At 61.8% G+C, this 25,341-nt stretch carries 22 protein-coding genes and 1 pseudogene; 11 read left to right on the forward strand and 12 right to left on the reverse strand.

Going from position 1 to position 25,341, the window contains the following annotated elements; genetic code table 11:
- Nucleotides 1–7 precede the first annotated feature (7 nt).
- The 4 genes from GOQ28_RS11425 to miaB form a co-directional block, all read right to left on the reverse strand.
- Nucleotides 8–910 (reverse strand): HlyC/CorC family transporter, encoded by a 903-nt coding sequence (locus tag GOQ28_RS11425; protein WP_160356529.1) that lies wholly within the window; start codon nucleotides 908–910, stop codon nucleotides 8–10.
- A 69-nt stretch (nucleotides 911–979) separates the two neighbouring features.
- Nucleotides 980–1,462: an rRNA maturation RNase YbeY gene (ybeY, locus tag GOQ28_RS11430; RefSeq protein ID WP_160349333.1), complete on the reverse strand. Its 483-nt coding sequence runs from the start codon at nucleotides 1,460–1,462 to the stop codon at nucleotides 980–982.
- A gap of 41 nt (nucleotides 1,463–1,503) precedes the next feature.
- The gene (locus tag GOQ28_RS11435) at nucleotides 1,504–2,523 is read right to left on the reverse strand and encodes a PhoH family protein (RefSeq protein WP_160356530.1); all 1,020 of its coding nucleotides are present in this window, start codon (nucleotides 2,521–2,523) and stop codon (nucleotides 1,504–1,506) included.
- A gap of 12 nt (nucleotides 2,524–2,535) precedes the next feature.
- A complete protein-coding gene (miaB, locus tag GOQ28_RS11440; RefSeq protein ID WP_160356531.1) occupies nucleotides 2,536–4,020 on the reverse strand; it encodes a tRNA (N6-isopentenyl adenosine(37)-C2)-methylthiotransferase MiaB in 1,485 nt (494 codons plus the stop codon).
- Nucleotides 4,021–4,170: 150 nt separating this feature from the next.
- Between miaB and GOQ28_RS11445 the strand changes: the two genes are divergently transcribed.
- Nucleotides 4,171–4,947 carry a phosphatase PAP2 family protein gene (locus GOQ28_RS11445; protein ID WP_160356532.1) on the forward strand — a complete coding sequence of 259 codons (777 nt, stop codon included), beginning with the start codon at nucleotides 4,171–4,173 and terminating at the stop codon, nucleotides 4,945–4,947.
- Between the two features lie 253 nt (nucleotides 4,948–5,200).
- Nucleotides 5,201–7,489: an ankyrin repeat domain-containing protein gene (locus tag GOQ28_RS11450; RefSeq protein ID WP_160356533.1), complete on the forward strand. Its 2,289-nt coding sequence runs from the start codon at nucleotides 5,201–5,203 to the stop codon at nucleotides 7,487–7,489.
- Between the two features lie 65 nt (nucleotides 7,490–7,554).
- On the opposite strand, the gene secF is transcribed toward GOQ28_RS11450, so the two are convergent.
- From secF to queA, 5 genes are all read right to left on the reverse strand, one after another.
- Complete coding sequence (gene secF / locus GOQ28_RS11455) at nucleotides 7,555–8,493, reverse strand: protein translocase subunit SecF (protein ID WP_160356534.1); 939 nt, start codon at nucleotides 8,491–8,493, stop codon at nucleotides 7,555–7,557.
- 51 nt (nucleotides 8,494–8,544) lie between these two features.
- Nucleotides 8,545–10,428 (reverse strand): protein translocase subunit SecD, encoded by a 1,884-nt coding sequence (gene secD, locus GOQ28_RS11460; RefSeq protein ID WP_160356535.1) that lies wholly within the window; start codon nucleotides 10,426–10,428, stop codon nucleotides 8,545–8,547.
- Nucleotides 10,429–10,494: 66 nt separating this feature from the next.
- A complete protein-coding gene (gene yajC / locus GOQ28_RS11465; protein ID WP_160349326.1) occupies nucleotides 10,495–10,839 on the reverse strand; it encodes a preprotein translocase subunit YajC in 345 nt (114 codons plus the stop codon).
- A 113-nt stretch (nucleotides 10,840–10,952) separates the two neighbouring features.
- Nucleotides 10,953–12,089 carry a tRNA guanosine(34) transglycosylase Tgt gene (gene tgt, locus GOQ28_RS11470; protein ID WP_160356536.1) on the reverse strand — a complete coding sequence of 379 codons (1,137 nt, stop codon included), beginning with the start codon at nucleotides 12,087–12,089 and terminating at the stop codon, nucleotides 10,953–10,955.
- Between the two features lie 4 nt (nucleotides 12,090–12,093).
- Entirely contained in the window at nucleotides 12,094–13,146 is a 1,053-nt protein-coding gene (gene queA / locus GOQ28_RS11475) for a tRNA preQ1(34) S-adenosylmethionine ribosyltransferase-isomerase QueA (RefSeq protein ID WP_160356537.1), read from the reverse strand.
- Between the two features lie 133 nt (nucleotides 13,147–13,279).
- Here queA and dacB point away from each other — a divergent pair, with 133 nt between their 5' ends.
- Both dacB and upp read left to right on the forward strand, forming a co-directional pair.
- Nucleotides 13,280–14,743: a D-alanyl-D-alanine carboxypeptidase/D-alanyl-D-alanine endopeptidase gene (gene dacB, locus GOQ28_RS11480; protein ID WP_442862099.1), complete on the forward strand. Its 1,464-nt coding sequence runs from the start codon at nucleotides 13,280–13,282 to the stop codon at nucleotides 14,741–14,743.
- Nucleotides 14,744–14,883: 140 nt separating this feature from the next.
- Nucleotides 14,884–15,522: a uracil phosphoribosyltransferase gene (gene upp, locus GOQ28_RS11485; protein WP_160349323.1), complete on the forward strand. Its 639-nt coding sequence runs from the start codon at nucleotides 14,884–14,886 to the stop codon at nucleotides 15,520–15,522.
- Between the two features lie 27 nt (nucleotides 15,523–15,549).
- On the opposite strand, the gene cysG is transcribed toward upp, so the two are convergent.
- Nucleotides 15,550–16,965 carry a siroheme synthase CysG gene (gene cysG / locus GOQ28_RS11490; RefSeq protein WP_160356538.1) on the reverse strand — a complete coding sequence of 472 codons (1,416 nt, stop codon included), beginning with the start codon at nucleotides 16,963–16,965 and terminating at the stop codon, nucleotides 15,550–15,552.
- A 338-nt stretch (nucleotides 16,966–17,303) separates the two neighbouring features.
- Here cysG and GOQ28_RS11495 point away from each other — a divergent pair, with 338 nt between their 5' ends.
- The 5 genes and pseudogenes from GOQ28_RS11495 to GOQ28_RS11515 all read left to right on the forward strand — a co-directional run bounded on the left by GOQ28_RS11495 (nucleotide 17,304) and on the right by GOQ28_RS11515 (nucleotide 20,525).
- A complete protein-coding gene (locus GOQ28_RS11495) occupies nucleotides 17,304–17,969 on the forward strand; it encodes a hypothetical protein (RefSeq protein ID WP_160356621.1) in 666 nt (221 codons plus the stop codon).
- 120 nt (nucleotides 17,970–18,089) lie between these two features.
- Nucleotides 18,090–18,407 carry a DUF883 family protein gene (locus tag GOQ28_RS11500; protein WP_160349321.1) on the forward strand — a complete coding sequence of 106 codons (318 nt, stop codon included), beginning with the start codon at nucleotides 18,090–18,092 and terminating at the stop codon, nucleotides 18,405–18,407.
- A gap of 39 nt (nucleotides 18,408–18,446) precedes the next feature.
- A pseudogene (locus GOQ28_RS11505) lies at nucleotides 18,447–18,857 on the forward strand (phage holin family protein); the annotation flags it as partial.
- Between the two features lie 75 nt (nucleotides 18,858–18,932).
- Nucleotides 18,933–19,289, forward strand: coding sequence for a hypothetical protein (locus GOQ28_RS11510; RefSeq protein WP_160349319.1), 357 nt, complete (start codon nucleotides 18,933–18,935; stop codon nucleotides 19,287–19,289).
- A gap of 123 nt (nucleotides 19,290–19,412) precedes the next feature.
- Nucleotides 19,413–20,525, forward strand: a complete 1,113-nt coding sequence (locus GOQ28_RS11515) for an FUSC family protein (protein WP_160356540.1) — start codon at nucleotides 19,413–19,415, stop codon at nucleotides 20,523–20,525.
- A 31-nt stretch (nucleotides 20,526–20,556) separates the two neighbouring features.
- Here GOQ28_RS11515 and ubiD read toward each other — a convergent pair whose 3' ends face one another.
- On the reverse strand, nucleotides 20,557–22,101 hold the full coding sequence (ubiD, locus tag GOQ28_RS11520; protein WP_160356541.1) for a 4-hydroxy-3-polyprenylbenzoate decarboxylase: 1,545 nt from the start codon (nucleotides 22,099–22,101) through the stop codon (nucleotides 20,557–20,559).
- A gap of 89 nt (nucleotides 22,102–22,190) precedes the next feature.
- Here ubiD and GOQ28_RS11525 point away from each other — a divergent pair, with 89 nt between their 5' ends.
- Nucleotides 22,191–23,021, forward strand: coding sequence for a lytic transglycosylase domain-containing protein (locus GOQ28_RS11525; protein WP_160356542.1), 831 nt, complete (start codon nucleotides 22,191–22,193; stop codon nucleotides 23,019–23,021).
- Between the two features lie 69 nt (nucleotides 23,022–23,090).
- Here the strand turns inward: GOQ28_RS11525 and GOQ28_RS11530 are convergent, their stop codons facing one another.
- Complete coding sequence (locus GOQ28_RS11530) at nucleotides 23,091–24,245, reverse strand: pyridoxal phosphate-dependent aminotransferase (RefSeq protein WP_160356543.1); 1,155 nt, start codon at nucleotides 24,243–24,245, stop codon at nucleotides 23,091–23,093.
- Between the two features lie 31 nt (nucleotides 24,246–24,276).
- Between GOQ28_RS11530 and GOQ28_RS11535 the strand changes: the two genes are divergently transcribed.
- Entirely contained in the window at nucleotides 24,277–25,284 is a 1,008-nt protein-coding gene (locus GOQ28_RS11535) for a hypothetical protein (protein WP_160356544.1), read from the forward strand.
- The last annotated feature ends 57 nt before the right edge of the window (nucleotides 25,285–25,341 follow it).

Genomic DNA, 25,341 nt, shown 5'->3' on the forward strand with positions numbered 1-25,341 from the left:
GTCACGATCAAGTGTTGGAAGATGCGCCGTTATCGGTGCCATTGGCGTGCGCGGCCGGGTTACGCTTGGCGCGCAACCACAAAGCCCGGCGGGCGTCCGCGCGGATGACTTCGATCACGATGTCGCCATGCGTGGCGCTGTCGCCGCGGCGCGGGATGCGCCCGAGTTGGCCACCCACCCATCCGCCAACGCTGTCATATTCGTCGTCGGGCAGATCGGTTTGGAAGGCTTCGTTGAAGTGACTGATCTCTGTGGCAGCCATCAGGCGCCATTGGTTCTCGCCCTCGGGGAAGATGCTTTGTTCGTCTTCCTCGTCGAATTCGTCTTCGATGTCGCCGACGATCTGCTCGAGGACATCTTCCATAGTGACCAGGCCGGAGATGCCACCATGTTCGTCAATCACAATCGCCAGATGGTTGTGGCTGGCGCGGAACTCGCGCAGCAACACGTTCAGGCGCTTGGTTTCAGGAATGAACACGGCCGGGCGTACCAGCGAACGCAGCTCGATGCTCGGATCCAGCATGCTGCGCAGCAGATCCTTGGCGAGCAAAATACCGATGATGTTGTCGCGATCGTCTTCGTAGACGGGAAAGCGGGAGTGGCCGGCGTCGATTATCAGGGCCACCAATTGCGGCACCGACAGCGACACGTCGAGCAAATCCATGCGCGAACGCGGCACCATGATGTCGGCAACGGTACGCTCGGACACGGCCAGCGCGCCCTTGATCATGCCATAGGCTTCAACATCGAGCAGGTGCCGGTCATGCGCGGCATCCAGGACGGCTTTAATGCCTTCGCGGTCCTCGGGCTCGCGTCGTCGCACGAGCGCCAGCATGCGGTCTAACAGGGATTTAGTGGGCTTGGGCGCGCGCGACGCGTGCGCCTCGGTAGTAGGGTAAGGGTCGGACATCGTCCCGTCGGACAAGTTAAAGATGCTTCAGGATAACCGAATTTGGTCGGAAATTTGTATACCTCGCCCTCAGGCGTAGGGATCGGCGATGCGCATGTCGGCCAGAATGGCCGTCTCCAGCGACTCCATGCGCTTCGCGTCGCGGGCGTTGAGGTGGTCGTAGCCCAGCGCGTGAAGCACGCCGTGTATGGTCAGGTGCGCCGCGTGATCGAGCAGCGTTTTGCCTTGCTCGCGCGCCTCGCGTACCAGCACCGGCACGCAGATGACGATGTCACCGCGCGCCGTCCCGAGCGGATCGGTGCCGTATTCGAAGGTGAGGACATTGGTGGCGTAGTCTTTCTCGCGATAGGCGCGGTTCAATTTGCGGCCTTCGGCTTGCCCGACCAGACGCAGGCTGAATTCGGCGCGCGCACAGTCGATCAGGCCGTCGCGAGCGGCGCCGTCCAGGGCGCGGCGTGCCCAGCGGCGCAGTCGCCAGCGAGGCAGGCGCGGCTCGGCGACACCGTACTGCACGGAAAGGGAAAGTTCGGGAAGGGCAGGTTCAGCGTTCATGAATAAAAATGGGCAGGGCTCGGCGGCATGCCGATCCTGACTTAAGACTCTTCAGCCGCGCGGTCGTAGGCATCGACGATACGCGCCACCAAGGGATGGCGCACCACGTCACGGCTGGTAAAGCGCGTCGTCGCGATGCCTTGCACGTCTTCCAACACACCGACGGCGTGCGCGAGGCCGCTTTGCTGGCCGCGGGGCAAATCCACCTGCGACGGGTCGCCGGTGATGACCGCCTTGCTGCCGAAGCCAATACGCGTGAGGAACATCTTCATCTGTTCCGGCGTGGTGTTCTGGGCTTCGTCCAAAATCACAAAAGCGTGGTTCAGCGTACGGCCACGCATATAGGCCAGCGGGGCGATCTCGATGGTCTGCTTTTCGAACAGGCGCTGGACCTTGTCAAAGCCCATCAGGTCGTAGAGCGCGTCGTAAAGCGGACGCAGATACGGGTCGACCTTTTGCGCCAGATCGCCGGGCAGAAAACCCAGGCGTTCACCGGCCTCGACGGCTGGGCGGGTCAACACAAGGCGCTGCACGGAATCGCGTTCCATTGCGTCGATGGCGCAAGCGACGGCCAGCCAGGTTTTGCCGGTGCCGGCCGGGCCGATGCCGAACGTGATGTCGTGCTTGAGGATGTTTTCCAGGTATTCGCGCTGGCGCGGCGTGCGCGGGCGCAGATCGCTGCGGCGGGTACGCAGGGCGATGTGGCCTTCTTCGGCGGTCGTGGGTAAGGCGTTGGGTTCAATGCCGCGTGGATCGACCGGAGCGGCTTCGCTGCGGCCCACGCCCATTTCCACCAAACCCAGCTGGATATCATCGACCGACAGCGCGCGATGCACGGCCTGATCGTGAAAACGCTGCAAGGCGCGTCCGGCCAGCTCGGCGCGTTCGCCTTCCAGCGTGACGCGATTGCCGCGGCGCGACAGGTTCACGCCCATGCCGTCGGCCAGCTGACGCAGGTTTTCATCCAGCGGGCCACAAAGATTGGCCAGATGGGTGTTATCGCCCTCGAGGTTGACGATAGTCGGCATGGTGCGTCGGGTGCGGCTACGGGGATTCGTCATGCGAGGCCTTGTTCAGTGGCGTGCCACGGCGGCAAGCGCCGTGGCATCGAGGTCCACGCCGTCGACATCGGCGACGCGGGCGCGGAGAGAGTTCGGATACGCCTCGGTGATGATGACATCCACCATCTGGCCGATCAGCCGGGACGGCGCCGGGAAATTCACGATCCGGTTGTTTTCGGTGCGGCCCATCAGTTCATTCGGGTCGCGCCGCGATGGGCCTTCGACCAGCAGACGCTGGCGCGTGCCCACCATGGATCGTGCGATCTCGGCGGCTTGCTGGTTGATCAGGGCCTGCAACTGTTGCAGGCGGCGCAACTTCACCTCTTGCGGGGTATCGTCGTGCAGATCGGCAGCCGGCGTGCCCGGGCGGCGCGAATAGACAAACGAGAACGAGGTATCGAAGCCCACGTCTTGAATGAGCTTCATCGTTTTCTGGAAATCTTCCTCGGTCTCGCCGGGGAAACCCACGATGAAGTCGGAGGACAGGGTCAGTCCGGGGCGCGCGGCGCGCAGGCGGCGCACGACAGACTTGAATTCCAGGGCGGTGTAGCCGCGCTTCATGGCCGCCAGCACACGGTCGCTGCCAGCCTGCACCGGCAAATGCAGGAACGACACCAATTTAGGCAGACGCGCGTAGGCGTCCACCATGCGTTGCGTCATTTCCTTGGGGTGCGAGGTCGTGTAGCGGATACGCTCGATGCCGGGGATTTCGTGCACATACTCCAGCAGCATGGCGAAATCCGCGATTTCGCCGGTATCGCCCATCGGTCCGCGATAAGCGTTGACGTTCTGGCCTAGCAGCGTGACTTCCTTGACACCTTGATCGGCCAGATCGGCGACTTCGACGAGCACGTCGTCGAACGGACGCGAGACCTCCGCGCCGCGCGTATAGGGCACGACACAGAAGCTGCAGTATTTGCTGCAGCCTTCCATGATCGAGACAAACGCCGAGGCGCCATCGACGCGCGGCGGGGGCAGGGCGTCGAATTTTTCGATCTCGGGAAAGCTGATGTCCACCTGCGACTTGCCCGAGGCACGGCGGCGCTGGATCAGCTCCGGCAGGCGGTGCAGCGTTTGCGGGCCAAACACCACGTCCACATAGGGCGCGCGCTTGACGATGGCTTCGCCTTCCTGGCTAGCCACACAGCCGCCTACGCCGATGACGAGGTTGGGGTTGATCTTTTTCAGATGCTGGACGCGGCCCAGATCGGAAAACACCTTTTCCTGCGCTTTTTCGCGCACCGAACAGGTATTGAACAGAATGACATCGGCTTGCTCGGGATCGTTGGTGATCTCGAGCCCCTGGTCGCCGCGCAGCACATCGGCCATCTTGTCCGAGTCATACTCGTTCATCTGACAGCCAAAGGTACGGATGTAGAGCTTGCGTACGCCAGCGGATGCGCCGGAATCGGCATCTTGCGCGGCGGCTGCCGTCGGCGTGGCGGGGAGAGTAGGCGACGCGGGCGCGCCGGCACGTTTGAGTGTGGTTTCTTGCATGATGTGCGCCGTGACGGGTGTAGATCCCGGGGGCGATGAGCGAAGGAAAGCGGGCATTTTACCGCGTAGGGCAAATCCGGTCTTGGTTTCGCCGGAATTGGCGATTACCATGTCGCCCTCGCGCCCGGCTCGACATTTCCTTTGCCTTTCATGACGTCTCCTCAAGACTTGCTCCCCGATCCTACGCCGCAGGCTTCCGCGGGGGCTTCGGCGGTTCCGGATACCGCTTCGGTTCCTCTGGCCACCGACACCCCTATTGCGCCGCGGCCCTATGGTGGTGCGGTATTGGTGGCGTGCCTCGCGCTCGCATTGCTGATGATGAGCCGATGGATCGATCAGCCGCTGACGCTGGCGATCCAACAGCATGTTTCGGACGGGGTGAATAAGGTCTTCGACAAAATCGGTAATCTGGGCGATAGCGAGTTCTATATCCTCGCGGCGTTGGCGGTTTACGTGGTGTCGCTGATCGGCCTGCGTCGTGGATGGGCGTGTCCGCTGCGCGCGGGCTTTGATCGCATGGCGCGCGGCGCCGTCTTGGTCGTGGGCAGCATGGCTGTCGGCGGCCTCATTACCCTGGTGTTGAAAAAGGTGGTGGCCCGCACGCGTCCGGAGGTGTTGATCGAAGACGGCTGGCATGGCCTGGTCGCGCCGTTTACACGCGGCAATGACTACAACTCCTTTCCGTCGAGCCACACGCTGACGGCCTTCGCGGTTGCCGCGGCGATTGGCGAAATTGCCCCGCGCTGGCGCATTCCGGCGCTTTTGATTGCGGCGCTGGTGGCCATCAGCCGCGTGATAAATCGCGATCATTATCTGTCTGACGTGACAGCCGCGGCAGCCATAGGCATTCTGGTCGCGTATTACCTCGCGCCGTATGTGCTCGACTCCCGTCGACGCTGGATGTTTTTCGCGCGCTGGCGTCGGTAGCGCGCCGCACCGCCAACCTGTCTAGCCAGGCGTCCAGATCGACGCCCGCGCTCACGCGTATTCGGAATACGTTCCGCTTTCGGTGGCGCCTTTCAATAGATGTGTGCCGCCGCGGTATCCCAATCTTCCTCGAAGCGTTCCATCGTTGTTGATGGGAATGCGGAACTTGTGTGGCTTCAAAGTTACCCACGATGACTGTCGACATGGCCGATGGCCTTGCCAATGTCTTAATTCCTAACCTGGGTGCCCCTCTATGAAGCCAATCTCGTCACTCTCATCAAACTCGCTTTCCAGTGCGAGCATCGGCGGAACACATCTGGATTCGAGTGGGTTGTCTGTCGCTGAACACGCCGCGCTAGCGAAGGCAGTAACGCGGAACAATCTGGCCGAATTCCAGGCGATCTCGTCAAAACACCCTCAAGCGTGCGCTAATGCCGTATTCGATAATGGACAAAATATACTTCATCTGGCCACCGCTTCGCAGAGTTATGCGGTCGCTCGCGACTTCCTCCAGCGCTGCCCAGAATGGACCTCAGATCTTGTCAACGCCCGCGATGATCACGGTCATACGCCATTGACGTATGTCTGCGCTGGGCCCCAGGATAATGCCGATCTGGTTGTCCAATTGTTACGGGCCGGTACGCGGGAAGATTTGATTGCGCCACTCTTGGCTGCTGCCCGCAATGGTCACGAGAACATTGCAGTACAGCTAATCGAAGCGGGCGCGGATCTTAACCTCGCCTTGCCTAAGCTATGCGATGCCAATATCCCCGCGGAAGAAAGCTGGCGGGGCACCTGCATCTTGCAATCCTTCGAGCCCGATAGCATCCATGACGTACTGAGCGCCGTTGCGCATACTGGCGACTCTCACGTTGCCGCAGCACTCCAGATACACGGAGCGAGTGGCTCGCGGGTACTCTTGAACATGGCGTCACACGGCACGCTTGAGGGCAATGCGCTGACGACTTTGCTTAAATCGGGGCTTGATCTTCCTCAGGCGATCATCGGCCTCGTGCAGCGCGGCGATCTATCCAAAGCGAGCCAGGTGCTAGGTCTTGCAAAGCGCTTCGTCACGAACGACACGGTGGCTGGTGCAGTGATACAACTTGCTGAAAAGGGGGATATGAAGACCCTAAGCCGAATGGCGCCGTTATTTAATACAGAAATAAGGTCAAATCGTTCACTTTGGGAAGAGCTTATTACTCGCTGCGACGCCAGCACCTTGAAAGGAATAATGTCGCTGGGACTGACTGTGCCGAACGGGACGCTGAAAACGCTAGTAGATTTGGAGCACGTTGGGGCGATGAAAAAGTTGCTGGATGCTGGAGTCCCACCCTCTATGATGATTAAGGCTGCTGGCTCTAACTTGTCGGGGGACGAAAAGCGCGTTTTGGCGCTGAAAGCCGCAGGCGTTGACGTCGGGGGCGGCAATAACGTCTCTTCAACTAGGGACCAGCAGCGCCAGCGACAAGTTTTTGGAAAGCTTAGCTCGGAAGACCAGTTGCAGGCCATAGCGGACATTGTGGCGCAGGGTAAAACTGGGCTTGTAGCTTGGCTTCTTACGGCAGCGAAGGATCCGCAGAGCCTCTTGAAGCAGGCGGCACGGCGGGCGGACGGGGAGAAGATATGCTCGAGCCTCCTTCGTTCAGGTTTGGTCGATGCCGAGTCGCTGCTCGTTGACCTCGTTAAGTCGGACCAAATGAACGATGCGAAAAAACTTCTGCGCGCCATGCGGAATGCTCGCTTGAGCGATTTCGAGAACGTATGCACGCCGGTGCTATTTAATCTCATCCAGAATGGAGACTTGGGGACCGCAAAAAAATTCATGCCATCCCTGACCTCAGGCGAGTCCGCTCTCGCGCAGGCAGCCAGCATTAATGATATGGGTATGGTGACATCGCTGGTCGAGGCGGGTGCCGACGTTTCGCTTGCTGTCGGCACACTAATACAGAAGAAGCAAGTCGAGGCAGCCGGTAGGATACTGGAACAAGAAGCCAAGGTAGACTTTGATCTTGCGCTGATGTGGGCGATCGACGGGTTCTCGCATACCGACGGTTACAAAGTACTGGAACTCGTTGGAGCAAAACTTTCGAATGCACTATTTCTGGCCGCGAAGGAAGGGCATGACCACATTGTAGAGGCCATTGTTGAGATTGACGAATCTCTCGTGCGTGAAGTGTTGATCAGGGTGTCCTCGGATCCGGCTTTAGCCGAATGGGAAAAACGAGACATAGTGCAGGAGTGGAGATTTGGAAGCTTAACTTTAGCCGGTGCTTTGGAGGAGTTGGCCCGGGATTCGACGACGCTTTCTGTGCTACGGCACATTCTGTCTCTGGGTGCGCCGAGCGAAAACGCGCTGGTGGCTCTTGCTAAGCGCGGCGAATTGTCAGCCGTGGAGCAGTTGATCTTCGCTGGTAGCGCTACCAGGGGCGCTATGAGAACCTTGGTGAACGGCGGGAACACCGAGGCAGTTGAAGTGCTCAAGCAGGCAATGGAATCGGCGAAGCGGCGGTTCGACGGTGCACGTCCATTGGCTATCTAGAGAAAAAATTAAAGGCGCCGGGATTTCGCCCCGGCGCCTTTTTCATGCGATGTGCTCGCAAACGATCAGCCGACTTCGACCTCGACTTCGCCCTCTTTCTTGACCGGCTTGACCAGATCCTCGCGCTTGACGCCCATCCACATTGCCAATGCGGCTGCCACGAAGACCGAGGAGTAAATACCAAACCAAATCCCGATCGTCAGTGCCAGTGCGAAGTAGTGCAACGACGGGCCGCCGAAAAACAGCATGGCCAGCACCATCATCTGCGTCGAACCGTGGGTGATGATGGTTCGCGAAATGGTTTGCGTAATGGCGCTGTTAATCACCTCTTGCACGTTCGCCTTGCGGTACTTGCGGAAGTTCTCGCGGATCCGGTCCATGATCACGACCGATTCGTTGACCGAGTAGCCCAGCACTGCCAAGACGCCCGCCAACACCGAGAGGGAAAATTCCCACTGGAAGAAGGCGAAAAAGCCCAGAATGATGACCACGTCGTGCAGGTTGGCAATCACACCAGCGACCGCGAACTTCCACTCGAACCGGAAGCCCAGATAGACCATGATGCCGATCACCACGAACAGCAACGCCATCAGGCCATTGTGCAGCAGCTCCTGACCGACTTGCGGACCCACGAATTCGACGCGCCGCAGCTCGGCTGAGGGATCCGCGGCCTTGAGCGCGCCCATGACAGCCTCGCTCTGCGTGGCCGAGGTCTGGCCTTCGGTGACCGGCAAGCGGATCATCACGTCGCGCGAGGTGCCAAAATTCTGCACCTGAAAATCGCTATAGCCCAGTTCCGACACCGCCGAGCGCACATTGTCGAGCTGGGCGGTTTGCGCGTAGCTGACCTCCATCACCGTACCGCCAGTGAATTCGATCGACAGGTGAAAGCCGCGAGTAATGATGAAAAACACCGCCGCGATGAACGTCACCAGACTGATGATGTTCAGCACCAGCGCATGGCGCATGAACGGGATGGTGCGATGGATACGGAAAAATTCCATGTTTCGCCTTGATTCTTATCGATGTGGGGCAGCCTGAGCCGCCCGCACAGGTCAGTGTTTCTGCTCGGGTTTCCAGACAGTGCCGATCGACAGGCTGGTGAGCTTTTTCTTGCGGCCGTACCACAAGTTAGCCAGCGCGCGCACGCCGACCACCGATGAGAACATCGAAGTCAGAATACCCAGGCAGTGCACCACGGCGAAGCCGCGAATCGGACCGGAACCAAACGCCAGCAGCGCCACGCCCACGATCAGGGTGGTGAGGTTCGAGTCCAGAATCGTGCCCCACGCCCGTTCGAAACCGTGATGGATCGCCTGCTGCGGCGTGGCGCCGTTACGCAGTTCTTCACGAATCCGCTCGTTGATGAGCACGTTTGAGTCAATCGCCATACCGAGCGTCAGAGCGATAGCGGCGATACCCGGCAGCGTCAGCGTCGCCTGCAGCATCGACAACAGCGCCAATAGCAGCAACACGTTCATCGTCAGGCCGATGGCCGAGAAAACGCCGAACAAGTGGTAGTACAGAATGATGAACACGACGATGGCCAGGAAGCCATACAGCGTGGAGTCAAAGCCCTTTTCGATGTTCTCCGCGCCCAGGCTGGGGCCGATGGTGCGCTCTTCGATGATGGACATCGGGGCGGCCAAGGCGCCCGCGCGCAGCAGTAGCGCCGTGTCGGCGGCTTGCTCGGCGGTCATGCTGCCGGAAATCTGTACTTGACCACCGGCGATCTCGCTGCGGATGACCGGGGCGGTGACGACTTCGCCCTTGCCGTTTTCGAACAGCAAGATGGCCATGCGCTTGCCCACGTTATCGCGCGTGATGTCGCGGAAAATACGCGCGCCCTTGCCATCCAGGGTCAGGTGCACGGCGGCTTGCTGGGTTTGCGAGTCGCGGCCCGGCTGGGCGTCCTGCAGGTTTTCACCCGTGAGCACGACCTGACGGCGCACCAGAATGGGACGGCCATCGCGGTCGTTGTAACGCTCCAGCCCAAACGGCACGGTGCCGCCCATCAGCGCAGATTGCGCCGCGGGCGAGTCGTCCACCATGCGGATTTCCAGGGTGGCGGTCCGGCCCAGCAGTTCCTTGGCCTTGGCCACATCCTGCACGCCCGGCAACTGGACGATGATGCGATCCGAGCCTTGTTGCTGGATCACCGGTTCAGCCACGCCCAGTTCGTTAATCCGGTTGTGCAAGGTGTTGATGTTCTGCTTGAGCGCCGATTCTTGCACGCGAGCCACGGCGGTGGGACTCAGCATGCCGGTCAGCGTGAAGCGATTGTTTTCCTCGCCGGTCGTGAACTCCAGGTCAACGAGCCGGCCGCGCAATGCGCTCTCGGCACGATCACGCTCGCTGGCGGTGGCAAACGTGGCAACGACGGAGTCACCCACGCGCTCGACGCCCTGCGCCGGTATTTTTTGATCCCGCAGCGTGGTGCGCACGTCGGCGGCCAGCGAGTCGTAGCGGGCTTGCAGCGCGCCCTGCATATCGACTTGCAGTAGGAAGTGCACGCCGCCACGCAAATCCAGACCCAGGTACATCGGCTTGGGCTCGAACCACCCCAGCGCGCGCATCCACGGCGGCGAAGCGGGCAGCAGGTTAAGCGCCACGGTGTATTGCGGGTCGTCCTGATTCGGGTTCAACGACCGATCGAGCAGGTCACGCGCCTGGAGCTGAATATCGGTCGACGCGAAGCGGGCGCGTATCGTGCCCAGCGTGCCGTTTTGTTCGTAATAGACGCTCTCGGGCGCAATATGGCCGGCAGTCAGAATCTGGTCGATCCGGCCGAGCATGGCTTCGTCGACTTTGATCGTGGCCTTGGCGCTCGACACCTGCACGGCGGGGGACTCGCCGTAGAAATTGGGCAGGGTATAAAGCAGGCCGATAATGACCGCGACCAGCACCGTGATGTACTTCCAGAGAGGATAGCGGTTCATTGGCAGCTAGTTCATGCGAGGTAACGGAAAACGGCCCCCTGGAACACAGGGGGCCGGGTCAGACACTTACAGGGACTTGATAGTTCCCTTGGGCAGCACGGTCGAGACCGAGGTTTTCTGCACCAGGATTTCCACGGGCTTGTCGGCCAGTTCGGCGACTTCCAGCGTGAGGTAGGTGTCGGTCACCTTGGAGACTTTGCCCAACAGGCCGCCAGCGGTGAGGACTTCGTCGCCCTTGGCCAGGTTGGCAACCAGGTTGCGGTGTTCTTTCTGACGCTTCATCTGCGGACGGATCATCAAGAAATAGAGGATCACGAACATCAGCACGATGGGCAGCATGCCCATCAGCGCGCCACCCCCTTCGGGGGCAGCCTGGGCCAGAATGACGCCGGCGGTATCGAGAACGGACATGGAAAATCTCCTGATTGAATGGTTCGGGTCGAATTATGAAAGGTTGTTGTAGGCGCCCGTCCCCCGCGCGAGCCTTGGACCGGGCAAGCCGACTATTGTAGCGAGGTTATTCGCTAATCGATCCCACGTGCCCGGTCAGCCGCAAATTTGGCACGCCAGGCATCGAACGTCCCACTGGCGATGGCTTCGCGCATCTCGCCCATGATGGTCAAATAGAAGTGCAAATTGTGCAGCGTGTTCAGACGCGCGCCAGTGATTTCATTGGCGCGCTGCAGGTGATGCAAATAGGCCCGCGAGAAATGCTGGCAGGTGTGGCAGCTGCAGCTGGGGTCCAGCGGCCGCGTGTCGTCGCGGTATTTGGCGTTGCGAATCTTCACGTCGCCGTAGCGGGTGAATAGCCAGCCGTTACGGGCGTTGCGGGTCGGCATGACGCAGTCGAACATGTCCACGCCACGCGAGACACCTTCGACCAGATCCTCGGGTGTGCCCACGCCCATCAGATAACGCGGGGCGTGCTGGGGCAGACGCGGCGTGACATGCGCCAGGATACGCATCATGTCTTCCTTGGGTTCGCCCACCGACAGACCGCCGATCGCGTAGCCGTGAAAGCCGATATCCGTCAGGCCCGCCAGCGATTCGTCACGCAGGGACTCGTACATGCCGCCCTGCACGATGCCAAACAGCGAGTTCGGGTTTTCCAGCCGGTCGAATTCATCGCGCGAGCGGCGGGCCCAGCGCAGCGACATACGCATCGAACGCGCGGCCTCCTCGGTCGTGGCCGGGCGGCCTTCGATCTGATAGGGCGTGCATTCGTCGAAGACCATGACGATGTCCGAGTTCAGCGAGCGCTGAATGCGCATGGATTCCTCGGGCGTCAGAAACAACTTGGCACCGTCAATGGGCGAGGCGAATTTCACGCCTTCCTCGGTGATCTTGCGCATGCCTTGCAGGCTAAAGACCTGGAACCCGCCCGAGTCGGTCAGAATCGGCTTGTCCCACTGCATAAAGCCATGCAGGCCGCCATGGCGCTCCATGATCTCGGTGCCCGGGCGCAGCCACAGATGGAACGTGTTACCCAGTACGATTTGCGAGCCGACTTCTTTCAGCTCGTGCGGCAGCATGGCCTTGACGCTGCCATAGGTGCCTACCGGCATGAAGATGGGTGTTTCGACCACGCCATGGTTCAGCGTCATGCGGCCGCGGCGCGCCTGGCCGTCGGTGGCCAGCAGTTCAAAATTCAGTCCAGTCATGAGATCAGGCAGCAGGGGATTCGATAAACATCGCATCGCCGTAGCTAAAGAAGCGATAGCGTTCGGCGACTGCGTGCGCATAGGCGCGGCGGATCGGTTCGATACCCGCCAGCGCCGACACCAGCATCAAGAGCGTCGATTGCGGCAGGTGGAAGTTGGTGACCAGGGCTTCCACCACGCGGTACTGATAGCCGGGCGTGATGAACAGCCGGGTGTCTCCTTGAATCGGGGTCAAGGGCGCATCCGGACCGGCGGGATTCTGCGCGGCCGCCGATTCCAGCGCGCGCACGCTGGTCGTGCCGACAGCGATGACGCGGCCGCCACGGGCGCGCGTCCGGGCGATGGCGTCGATCACCGGTTGACTGACGGTGTACCACTCCGCGTGCATGATGTGGTCGGAAATGTTCTCGACCCGCACCGGCTGGAACGTGCCCGCGCCTACGTGCAGGGTGACGAATGCGCGCTCCACGCCCAGCTGGGCCAGGCGTTCCAGCATGGGTTCATCAAAATGCAGGCCGGCGGTCGGCGCCGCTACCGCGCCCGGCTCGCGGGCGTAAACCGTTTGGTAGCGATCTTCGTCCGTGGCGTCGGCCGCGTGTGTGATGTAAGGCGGCAGGGGTGTCGCGCCGTGGGCGTCGAGTAAATTCAGGACCGGTTCGGGAAAGCGTAGATCGAACAACTCTCCCGCACGGCCCAGCACCGTGACGTCAAACGCATCGGCCAGGCGCAGCGTCGTGCCGGGCCCAGGTGATTTGCTCGCCCGCACGTGCGCGAGCGCCCGGTTCGGTTCCACGATGCGTTCGACCAGGACTTCTACCTTGCCGCCAGTGGCTTTCTGCCCGGTCAATCGGGCCTTGATCACGCGGGTATCGTTAAACACCAGCAGATCGCCGGCGCGCAGCAAACTGGCCAGATCCGGGAACTGGCGGTCATGCAGCGCGCCTTGCGGATCCAGATGCAAGAGACGGCTGCCGGCGCGCTGCGCCGCGGGCGTCTGAGCGATCAGCTCGGGCGGCAGGTGGTAATCAAAGTCGGAAACGGTAAAAGTGGTGGACACGCGAGGACATTCAGGTAAGGCGCCAGGACGCCGCCCGACTAAGCAGGGCGGAGGGCGCGGATTGGGGCATATTGTATCGGCAGGTTGAGTATGCTTGCGGTTTCGATCTTATTCGTATCGCGGCGGGCAAAGCATGACAAGTTGGATCAGCCAGAGCAGAAAGCGCATCACCCGATGGATGGGGGCGGGCGTAGTGCTATTCGCGAGTTTCGCGGCGATAGTTCCAGGGTTTGCGCGCGCCCAGGATGCGATGCCCGCCGAGCTCGCCAGCACCTGGAAGGCATCAGGCTTGCCCGACTCCGCGCTATCGGTCGTCGTGCAGGAACTCGGTGGCCCGCGCCTGATGGCAATCAACGCCGACGAGCCGCGCAATCCGGCCTCGGTCATGAAACTGGTCACCACCTGGGCGGCGCTGTCTGAGCTGGGCCCGAATTACATCTGGCGCACCGACTTTCTGATCGAGCCCGGCGACCGCTATAACACCGATGGCGTGCTCAAAGGGCCGCTTTACCTGCGTGCGGGCGGCGATCCGTATCTGATGATGAAAGATCTGTGGGTCCTTTTGCGCGAGCTGCGTTTGCGTGGCGTGAAGATGATCAACGATCTGGTGGTTGATCGCAGTATTTTTGGCGACGTGTCCATTGACCCCGGCGCTTTCGATGGCGCGGGGGATCGCGCCTATAACGCCAGCCCGGACGCGTTCATGGTGGGCTTTGGCGCACTGCGCTTGCTCTTCGCCCCGGACCCTGTCGCGCAAAAATGGATTCCCGTGATCGATCCTCCCTTGCCGGGGCTGCGGCTGGAGGGACAGGTGAATTGGAGTACCGCGCGCTGCCCGGGGCCCCCTGCGGTCACGACCGAGCCGGTGTTGACCCAGCAGGGCGTCACGATCCGTTTAGGAGGCACCGTCGCGGGATCCTGTGGCGAATTCAGCCTGTATCGCCTGGCGCTGTCGCAACCCGAACTCGCCGAAGCGCTGTTTCGCCTGCTGTGGCGCGAACTGGGTGGCTCGTTCACCGGCAAGGTCCGCGCGGGCAAGGTGCCGGCCGATGCGGTCGTGCTCGCCTCGCATGAATCCCCGCCTCTGACCGAAGCGATCCGCCAGATCAACAAGCAAAGCAACAATGTCATGGCGCGCACGGTGCTGCTCACGCTGGGCGCCGAGCGCGGCGCTCGACCCGCCACGCCGCAGACCAGCGAAATCGTCGCCAAGTCGGTGCTGGCGTCGCAGGGCTTAAGCATGCCGGAACTGATTCTGGATAATGGTTCCGGCCTGTCGCGCAATGGCCAGGTGTCGGCGCAAAGTCTGGCCTCGATGCTGACGGCCGCATGGCAGTCTCCGTTGATGCCCGAATTCATGTCCTCGCTCGCAATCGCCGGGATCGACGGCACGATGCGCCGCCGCCTGCGCGACGATGGAACCTTGGGCATGGCGCATTTGAAAACGGGTTCGCTGCGCGACGTGCGAGCGGTAGCCGGCTATGTACAGGGCGCCAGTGGCAAGCGCTACGTCGTGGTCAGCATGGTCAATGATCCCAAGGCAGCGGCGGTCCGGGCGTTTAACGATGCGCTGATCGGTTGGTTGACGTCGAAATAGCCGACACAGTGGCTGTACTTGCCGCTGCCCGCGAATCGTACCGTGCGCGCGGCATCGGTCGTATCCGTTGCGGGCGCGCTAAAATTCCACGGAATTGCCCTGGCCGCTACGCCACCCCCTGTTTTTGGAGACCTTCGCACATGCCCGTGCATGAAATTCGTCACCCGCTGATTCGCCACAAGCTTGGCATCATGCGTCGCGCTGACCTCAGCACCAAGAGTTTTCGCGAGTTGTCCCAGGAAGTCGGCGCGCTGCTGACCTATGAGGCTTCCAAGGACCTGCCGCTGGCGCCTGCCACCATCGAAGGCTGGTGTGGCAGTGTCGAGGTCGAAAAAATCGCCGGTAAAAAAGTTACCGTCGTGCCGATTTTGCGCGCCGGTATCGGCATGCTCGATGGCGTACTGAGCCTGATTCCCGGCGCGAAGGTGAGCGTGGTCGGTGTGGCCCGTAACGAGGAAACCCTGCAGGCCCACACCTATCTGGAACGGCTGGTTGGCGAACTCGATCAGCGTCTGGCGCTCATCGTTGACCCGATGTTGGCTACCGGCGGATCGATGCTCGCCACGATCGATATGCTCAAACGCGCCGGCTGCCGCGAGATCCGCGCACTGGTGCTGGTCGCCGCACCCGTTGGCATCAAGGCCGTGCTGGATCGTCACCCCGACGTCAATATCTACACCGCGTCGATCGATGAGGGCCTTAATGAGGACGGCTACATCGTGCCGGGCCTGGGCGATGCCGGCGACCGTATTTTTGGCACCACGCAGAAGCAGGTATAACGGGTTCGGCGCGCGTCATGGCGCGCCTTAAGCCGCCAGCGCCACGCGGCGACCTTCCTCGTATTGGCCGAACCAATGCAGCTCGCGCGCAAGCGCCGCGACTTCACCTACAACGAGCAAAGCCGGCGCCTTGACGTCGTGGCTACGCGCCACGGCGGCCAGCTCGTCTAGCCGGCCAGCGATGACACGCTGCTGTGGCCGGCTGCCGTTTTCGATCAACGCGAAAGGCGTGGCTGGCGAGCGGCCGTGACCGATCAGCCGCGCAGTCAAATTCTCGAGTTGTCCCACGCCCATATAGAACGCTAGCGTCTGATGGGCGCGGGCCAGGCCTGTCCAATCCAGGTTGTCTTCCTCGTCACGGCAATGTGCGGTCACCAGACGCACCGACTGCGCATGGTCGCGATGGGTGAGCGGAATCCCCGCGTAGGCCGCGCAGGCCAGCGCGGCGGTGATCCCGGGCACGACCTCGTAACGCACGCCGTGCGCGCGCAGATGCTCCAGCTCTTCGCCACCCCGGCCAAAGATAAACGCGTCACCGCCCTTTAGACGCACCACACGCTGTCCAGCCTGGGCATGTTCGACCAATAACGCGTGGATCCGCGCCTGCGTGGCGTTGTGATCCTCACCGGGCAGCTTGCCAACGGGAATGCGCTCCGCATCGCGACGCGCCAGCGACATGACGGCGGGGCTGACGAGCCGGTCGTACAAAATAACGTCGGCCTCGTTCAGTGCGCGCAGTGCCTTGAGCGTCAGCAACCCCGGATCGCCAGGACCCGCACCGACCAGAACCACGCTGCCCTGACTGCACGCTTGCGGCTGATCCAGTTCCGCCTTCAGCAGCCGCTCGGCCTCGGCGGGTTGCTGTTGCCGCAGCGCCGTGGCGACCGGGCCGTCCATGAGCCAGTCGTAGAAACGGCGCCGCTGCTTTAAGTCGGGGCGGCGCTCGCGGATCCGGGCGCGATGGCGCGCGGCCAGCATAGCAAGTGTGCCCAACGAATGATCGAACAGCGACTCGATGCGTTCGCGTAAACGCCGGGCCAGCACGGGCGCGACGCCAGATGACGAAATCGCGACGATCAGTGGCGATCGATCCACAATGGCCGGCACCTGAAACGCAGACAGTTCGGCATCATCCACGACATTGCTGAAGATTCGCCTTGCCTCGGCAGCGGCGGACACAGCGGCATTCACGGCGCGGTCATCCGTGGCCGCGATGGCCAACCAGGCATCGTCTAGCCATTCCGGCTCAAACGCACCCACGACCAGGCGGATGCGGCCCTCGGCGGCGAGTTCGGCCAGCTCGGGGATGAACTGCGGCGCGCCGACCAGCACATCGGCAGACGCTTCCAGTAGTACCTGTACCTTGCGCGCCGCGACCTCGCCGCCGCCCACAACAAGCACGCGACGGCCCTGCAAATCGGCAAATAGGGGGAAAAGCTTCATGAATGATCAGCCTGGCGGGACGAGCCCGCATACAGGTTCGATCATAGGGAGGCGGTATCCTGCCTACAACGTCTGATTTTTTGGATTGATATAGCTGTGAGTGATTAAGCGCTAAAGGAGCACCGGTGGGGACTACGACGGCCTAGGCAGCGGCCCTGGCGCGTTCCGTGCCGTAACCCCCTTTGCAACCGGCTCGAATTACACACGGCTTGAAACGCGGCGTCTCGGGAAACCGGTGTAGCATCCTTTATCTCTTTCTTTAGTCTGGAGTCCCGGTGGCGGCGAAATCCTTTTCTTTATGGCTGCTGGCAGCCTGTGCCGGCGTGACGACCAACGCCATGGCAGGGGTATGCGATGCCCCATTCATGCACAACGGCGGCGCCGTGCAATTGACCGGCACGGGGAACCTCAAACTCGGCGCCGATCTGAGCTTCTCGGACGTCTCAAAGACCGATGCCACCAACTGCCGCGCCCGTGTGCGGGGCGACGCAACGTTCAGCTACGCGGGATTGCCGCCCAGCAAGTCCAAATTGGACTACCTGATGACAATCAAGCAGGGCCAAGCCAGCTTTGTCCGGTACGCCGATGCGGGAGAGCGTCCTTCCGGCGATGGGCAGTTCGATCTGCGCATGCTCGGGTTATTCGCCTATGACGGCAAAACGCTCAAAGCGGGGCAGCGCATGCCGGGGGCGACATATCGTCTCAATATCGGCAAGGCAGCTCCGGTAGGCGGGCAGCCGAGCACTGTGGTGCGCATTGGCGAGAAGACCGTGGGTTCGCGCGAGTCAATCGACACCGCGCTGGGTCGCAAAGCCTGCTGGCCGATCCGCTACACGCGCGACACGGATCCGACCATGGCGACCTTTAAAGGCCTGAGCTTGCCGATTCCTGGCATGAATACCACGGTGACCGACTGGTTCTGCCCCGAGGTGGACCTGGTCATGCGCCAAGACATCGATCAGGGTGGCTTGAAATCCGCGGTGGAAATCACCAGTATCAAGTGACGGCTTGCGCTACAAACCACCGTTCATATTTAGTTGCCAGCCAGTTGGCGCCGCTGCTGCGGTTTTTGTAACAGGCTGGTATGATCAACTTGTCATCGACTTACTTCATAAGGAGCTCTTATGCTGACACGACGTTCGGACGACGCTGCGAAAGAAAAACTCATCGACAGCGTGAAAAGCAGCTTGAACGATGCGGAAGAACTCCTGCGCGAGGCGGCCGCTAGTTCGGGTGATAAAGCCTCGGAATTGCGCGATCGCGCGATGGCTTCCCTGCGACGCACCCGCGAAGCCCTCTACGACGCGCAGGATGCGGTCATGGAGCGCGGCCGCAAGGCTGCGCGTGCGACTGACGACTATGTGCACGACAATCCATGGCAGGCCATCGGGCTGGCTGGCGTGGCCGGTCTGCTCCTGGGTCTTTTGATTTCGCGTCGTTAATAGCCGGGGCCGGCTTCGACAGCCGGCCGGCTCTCGACTATGGGATTACGTACCTCTGTTAGCGGCGTGGCCAGCAGTCTCATCGGGCTGCTGCGCACACGTCTGGAATTGCTCGCGCTGGAAGCAGCCGAGGAAAAAACGCGCCTGGTCAAAGTGCTGGGGATGGCATTTGCAGCGTTGCTGTTCGTGACGCTCGCCGTGCTGGTGTTTACCGTAATGGTCGCCGTGGCGTTCTGGCCGACCGAGAACCGCTATATGGCCCTGGGTGTGTTGGCGGCGGTATACGCGGTCCTAGGCATCGGCTTGCTACTCGCGTTACGCCGTCAATTGCTTTTCGGCCCGGTGCCATTCGCGGCAACGATCGAAGAGCTGGGCCGCGACGCCGATTTGCTGGCTCGCGTACGTGCCGCGCGCGAAGAGGGTGACGAGGATTCGGACGACGCCTCTGATGAGGGCGTTGCACACAGTGAGCAAAGCGCGCGCGCCCGCCGTGTCGCGGCAGCGCGTCAGGTGGGGAGCTGATCTATGTCCAAATCACCTGCAATCGAACGCGCCGTACGGATCGAGTTGCTGCGCGCACGCGCAGCCCTCGAACGCGAGTCGCTTGCTTACGATATCGCGGCGACCACGCGCTCGTTGTCTCCGGGCAACCTCGTCAAACGCTGGATACCCAGCGTCGGGCGCAGCAATGTGACGGGGCTGCTCTGGCAGGGCGTGTCCCTGGCGCGGCGCTATCCCGTGATCAGCTCCACCGTGTCCGCTTTTTTGATGAAACGGGGCAAAAAGCTTGGCCTGCTCAAACTGGCCGGCGGTGCGTTCTTGGGCTGGCAAGCGTTCCGGGCCTGGCGGCACGCGAGCGACGCTGCGTCTCGGGACGTCTGAAGGAAAATTCTGACTAAGCTGTGAACGGCGCCCCAGGCTTGATAAGCCTGGGGCGCGCTCCTCTCTGGGCAGTTTGAGATGAATGGTCTATGCTTTCGCGGCCCCCAGATCGTTCACGCACAGATGAGCTCCCAATACCTACCGATCGGCCCATTCATCCATCGAATGTTTCGCCTGAAGCCCGCGCGATGGGATTGGGGGCGATTCCTGCGCGCGGCGATTTGCGTCGGGGTGCCTTTCGGGCTGGGGATGTATCAGCGCGACATCATGCCCTGGATGTGGATCGCGATGGGCACGCTGATGATGACCACCGGCGAGCGAAAAATTGCTTACCGGCAGCGGATTCCTTCTTTGCTCGGCACATCTCTCTTGGGCGCGGCGGGCTATTTGTTGGGCTACCTCGGGTCGTTGCCTTTTGCTTGCACCCTGATTGTCATGGCGGGTGTGGGTTACGCTGCTTGCACGCTCAGCCGTAGGGGGCCTGACTGGTCGATTGGTTGCCTGCAGCTGTTACTTACCGCCTCGATTGCGATTGGCGTGCCGAGTATCGGGAACTTCTGGTGGCCAGCGTTGTTGTACCTCGTGGGAGCGCTGATTTACGCCGCCGTGCTCGCTATCGAAGCATTCGTGGTGGCAGAATTTACCCGCCACGGCGGCCGGTCGGGTGCAGCCGGTCACGCGGCGAAAGGGTCTGCGTCTAAGGTGTCGGCTGCGAATGCGGCGACCGGTGGCGGCATCCACAGCCTACCGGGGACTACTGTCGCCCCTGCTGCACTGGAGGCGCGCGAAACGCCTTCCATAGCGCTGGCGCTTTGTCTGGCTACAGCGTATGCCTTTAAGCTCATTCTGGACGCGAGCCACTGGTTTTGGGTTCCGCTCACGGTAGGTCTCATCATGAAGCCGGATCTGGGCAATATTTTTGATCGTGCCATCCTGCGGTGCCTGGGCACCGCGCTGGGGGTGGCGATCGCCTCGGTTATTTTGATCCACTTTCCGAAGGACCTATGGCTTGCCGCGCTGATCGCTGTGTTCGCTGGCGTGTTGCCGTGGTGTATGGCTAAGTCGTACGCACTGCAGGCCGTCACGCTGACGCCGCTGGTGTTGCTCTTGGTGGATACGATTATACCCGGTGACCATAACGTCAATTACAGTCTGCAGCGAATGGGCGACACCGTCATCGGTGCCGCGATCGTGATCGTCTGGGGCGCTGTGTTCCGTCTTTCTGGTCGTCGATAGTATGGGGGCGCCGCATCAGGCGCGCTCTGGCTTATAGCCCCAACTCTCCCCACATCGCATCAACGCGGCGCTTGACCTCATCGTTCATGGTGATCGGCCGGCCCCATTCGCGGTCGGTTTCGCCGGGCCACTTGTTGGTGGCATCCATGCCCATTTTGCCGCCCAGTCCTGATACCGGCGAGGCAAAATCGAGGTAGTCGATCGGTGTGCGTTCCACCATGACCGTATCGCGCACCGGATCCATCCGGGTGGTGATGGCCCACACGACTTCTTTCCAGTCACGCGGGTTGATATCCTCGTCCACCACGACAATGAATTTCGTGTACATGAACTGGCGCAACACGCTCCACAGGCCGAACATCACGCGTTTGGCGTGGCCGGGATACTGCTTGCGGATTGAGACGACGGCCAGACGGTAGCTGCACCCCTCGGGCGGCAGGTAGAAATCGACGATTTCCGGAAGCTGACGACGCAACAAGGGGACAAAGACCTCGTTGAGCGCGACCCCGAGCACGGCCGGTTCATCTGGCGGTTTGCCCGTGTAGGTGGAGTGATAAATCGGGTCGCGCCGCATCGTGATGCGGTCAACGGTAAAGACGGGGAACCAGTCCTGCTCGTTGTAGTAGCCCGTGTGATCGCCGTAGGGGCCTTCGAGGGCCATCTCGTAACCCGTATCGGGGCAGGGGGGCGCACCATCGGGCGGCGTAGGCGCCACGGCCCGCGGATCGCTGGCGGGCAGCAGATGGCCTTCCAGCACGATCTCGGCGAAGGCAGGCACCGACAGGTCGCTGCCAATCGCCTGCGCGACCTCGGTACGAGAGCCGCGCAAGAGTCCGGCGAACTGATATTCGGACAAGCTATCCGGGACAGGCGTTACGGCGCCCAGGATCGTCGCCGGGTCGGCACCCAACGCTACCGCGATGGGAAAAGGTTTGCCGGGATACGCCTTGGCATGTTCGCGAAAATCCAGCGCGCCGCCGCGGTGCGACAGCCAACGCATGATCAGCTTGTTGCGCGCAATGGGCTGCTGGCGATAGATGCCCAGGTTCTGCCGTTTGGCATTCGGGCCACGCGTGACGACCAGGCCCCAGGTCAAGAGCGGCGCGACATCGCCCGGCCAGCAAGTCTGGATGGGCAGGCGGCTGAGGTCCACGTCATCGCCTTCCCAAACGATTTCCTGGCAGGCAGGGCTGCGCACGCGCTTGGGCGCCATGTCCCACAGAGCCGACTTCAGCATGGCGACCTTGCCAAAGGCGTCGCGCAGGCTGCGCGGGGCTTCCGGTTCGCGCAGGGACGCCAGCAGTTCGCCGGTATCGCGCAGGGCGCTGACGTCTTCAGCGCCCATGCCCCAGGCCACCCGCTTGGGCGTGCCGAACAGGTTCGCCAAGACAGGCATCGTCGCCGGGGCGCCGTTGTGCGTGGCCCGCTCGAACAGCAGTGCCGGACCCTCCGCACGCAGCACACGGTCGGCAATCTCGGTCATTTCGAGGTTCGTCGACACGGGCGTAGCAATGCGCTTGAGCTCGCCGCGCTGCTCCAGCTGCTGCAGAAAATCTCTCAGGTCACGGTATTTCACGACAGATCCACGTAATTTAGTTACAGATTCAACTGAGAAGAGAGGTTAACATCTAAGGCTTGTCTTTTTTAACCACGCAGGAGGTCTCCATGCCCGATGCGTCAGTGGCAGGGTTGTTGCGACAGTCCGCCCAAGGAGTGCATCACCGTCTTGCAGAATGGTCTCGCATCTGCTGTACCTACCTCGGTATCGCAGTCATCGTCACCATCAGCATGAGTCTTGCTTTGCCTGGTTTGCGCGACCAGGCCCTGCACGTGCACAAAGCCTTGTTGACCGCCTTAGCGCCTTCCTCCGTCACCTCCGGTCCGCTGGCCGAAGTCGGTGACCTTTTCTATGAAACCCCCCCGTCGGCCATAGCGATGGCCATCCCCGCTGCGCCGACGAGCCACGCCACGGGTTTTCTGGGTCCCTTGCGCAGCGAACTGCCTCCGGCCCCAAAGAAAGGTTCGTCCAAGCTGATGTCGAGCTCTCAGGCCGAGGCCTTGCGCAACTATATTTCGCGCAAGTATCGCGTGGCCTATGACGCCACCGGCGTGCTGGTGAATGCCGTGTACAAGGTGGCGCGCGAGAAAGATCTGGACCCGCTGCTGTTGCTGGCCGTCATCGCGATCGAATCCCGCTATAACCCATTCGCGGAAAGTTCGGTGGGCGCACAAGGCCTGATGCAGGTCATGACGCGCGTGCATAAGGACAAATTTGAAAAACTTGGCGACGGCGCGCACGCGTTGGACCCGGTTTCCAATATCCGCGTGGGCAGCACTATCCTGAAGGACTGCATCAACCGTCGAGGCTCGCTCGAGGGTGGCTTGGCTTGCTATGTTGGGGCGACTGGCCCCAGCGACGGTGGGTACGGCGCCAAGGTGCAGGCAGAGCGCCGGCGCCTGGCGTTGGCGGCAGGGATCGCGTTGGCACGCGACTAATGCCTAGGGTTTCCGACGCGCTGGCCATGGCTCATGGCCAGCGCGTGCTCTGTTACGTTCCCGATTCGGTCACACCACTTGCGCAATGCGCCGCACGGCCTCTTCCAGGCGGTCCAAACCGGTCGCGTAGGAAAAACGCATGGTGCGATCGCCATGCGCGGGGCCGAAGTCCAGGCCGGGCACGGCGGCTACGCCCGCCTCGTGCAACAGTCGGTGCGCAAACGTCATGCTGTCGACGCCCTGCGCCGAAATATCCGCGTAGATGTAAAAAGCACCATCCGGTTTTACCGGCACGTGCAGTCCCAGGCGCTCGAATTCGGGCAGCAGGTAGTCGCGCCGTTGTTTGAACGCCTCGCGACGGTGTTCATAGATCTTGAGCGTATCGGGCTCGAAGCAGGCCAAGGCGGCATACTGACCCGGCGTCGGGGCGCAGATCTGCAGGCTGGCGGCGATTTTCTCGATCTCGCCGGCCAGGTGCGCCGGGGCGATCATCCAGCCCAGGCGCCAGCCGGTCATATGAAAGTACTTCGAAAAGCTGTTGATCACGATGACGTTGTCATCCAGCGTCAACGCCGAGCGCGGGTCCTGTTCGTAGCTGAGTCCGAGATAAATTTCATCCACGATGGCGAAGCCTTGGCGTTCGCGCACCGCGTCCAGCAGAGTCGCCATTTCCTCGTGGGTGACACTGGTGCCTGTGGGGTTGCTGGGAGAGGCAATCAGCACGCCGCGCGTCTGGGCGGTCCAATGCTGGCGCACATCGTCGGCGGACAGCTGAAACCGTTTTTCCGCCGTGCTGGGGATCAACCGCGGACGGCCCCCGGCGGCCAGGATGAAATTGCTGTTGGCGGGGTACGAGGGGTCGGGCATCAACACCTCCGCGCCGGCGTCCACCAAGACGGAGCACGCCAGCGATAAGGCCCCCGAGGCGCCGGAGGTGACGATCACGCGCGCCGGGTCGATCTCGGCGCCGAATTTGGTCGCGTAAAACCTGGCGATGGCTTCGCGCAGGCTCCATAGCCCGGCCGGGGCGCTATAGCCGCTTAAACCGGCGCGCGCGGCGCGGTCCAGGGCTTCCACGACTTGCGGGGGCGCGGTAAAGTCCGGCTCACCGATGCCCAGACTGACGATGTCCCGGCCAGCCGCCTGCAGTGCCTGCGCCTCCTTGAACACCTCGACGGCATGAAACGTGAGGAAGTCTTGTGAACGGTGGGCAAGGCGTGGCATGGTGATTCTCAAAGCAAAAAAGGAATTGTAGATGCAGCCATCGCGGCGCGCGTTTCTGTTCGGCCGCCAGCGCCCTCGTACGCGTTGGGAAGCTTTTGTCCAGGGACTGGAGCGCGGGGTCGAGGGGCGTGTTCGCCACGACGCCAATCAGCCAGGCCGCGCGACCTTGATCCCCGCGCATCGCGCGGACGCCCGTCACGCGCGCGCACTGTGCGCCGAGTTCGGTGTGCGGCTGAGGCTAATGTCCTGGGCAGACGATCGGCTCAACAAAAGGGGAGCGCTTTCCGACCATGAGGATGGCGCTTTTAACAAGACAGGCGCCGGAGCCTTTGATTTGAATCCGGTCGAGTCCGAAAGGCTTTCCCAACAAATCGACGGGCCCGTGCTCAGCATGGATACACGTCTATTGACAGGTATGTCGCCCGGCGCCATTGCGGGTCATGTGATCGCCGAGCCCGGGTGTCGTTTGGGTGATCTCGTTGCTGCGGGATTGAGTCAGTTTCGCGATGCGCCGCCCGATTGCTCCGTGGGGGTGTGGCTCGCCACGGCCTATGACTGGCGGCCGGGAGCAACGGCAGAAAGCGGGGTGGTAGCCATCGACGTGTTGTTATCAGACGGCACGATGGAAACGCTCGGGCCGTTCGGTGAATGCGACTCCCGGCCGCTGCGGTCCGCCACGGTGCAGAAGCTGATCCCGTTTCTGTTTCAACTGGCCGCTGGCGCTGACGCACGCGCCTGCCGTAGCGCCGATGTCTGGCCATGTCGATACCGGCTGGACGCGATGCTGCCCGCCGCGCCTGCCGAGGTTAATCTGGCGCATCTCTTGCTTGGCCATCACGGTGAGCTGGCTTGGGTGGAGGCGGTCACGCTGGTTGTGTCCGAAGAGGTTTGGTCCAGCGTGTCGTCGCACACAGATGCTGTGCCATCCGCCCATCGGGAGGCACCTGAGACCATCGCGATGGCGCAACGGCTGCAAAGGCAAATCAAGGATGCATTCGACCCCTCGGGTTTGTTTCTGGATTTGGGCGCCGGGGTTTGATCCAGGGGGCGCAAGCGCTGCGACTTTCAGGCCCATCCGATCGCAACTGCGAAGATA

The organism is Bordetella sp. 02P26C-1, assembly GCF_009763255.1.
Classification (GTDB): Bacteria; Pseudomonadota; Gammaproteobacteria; order Burkholderiales; family Burkholderiaceae_B; genus Bordetella_A.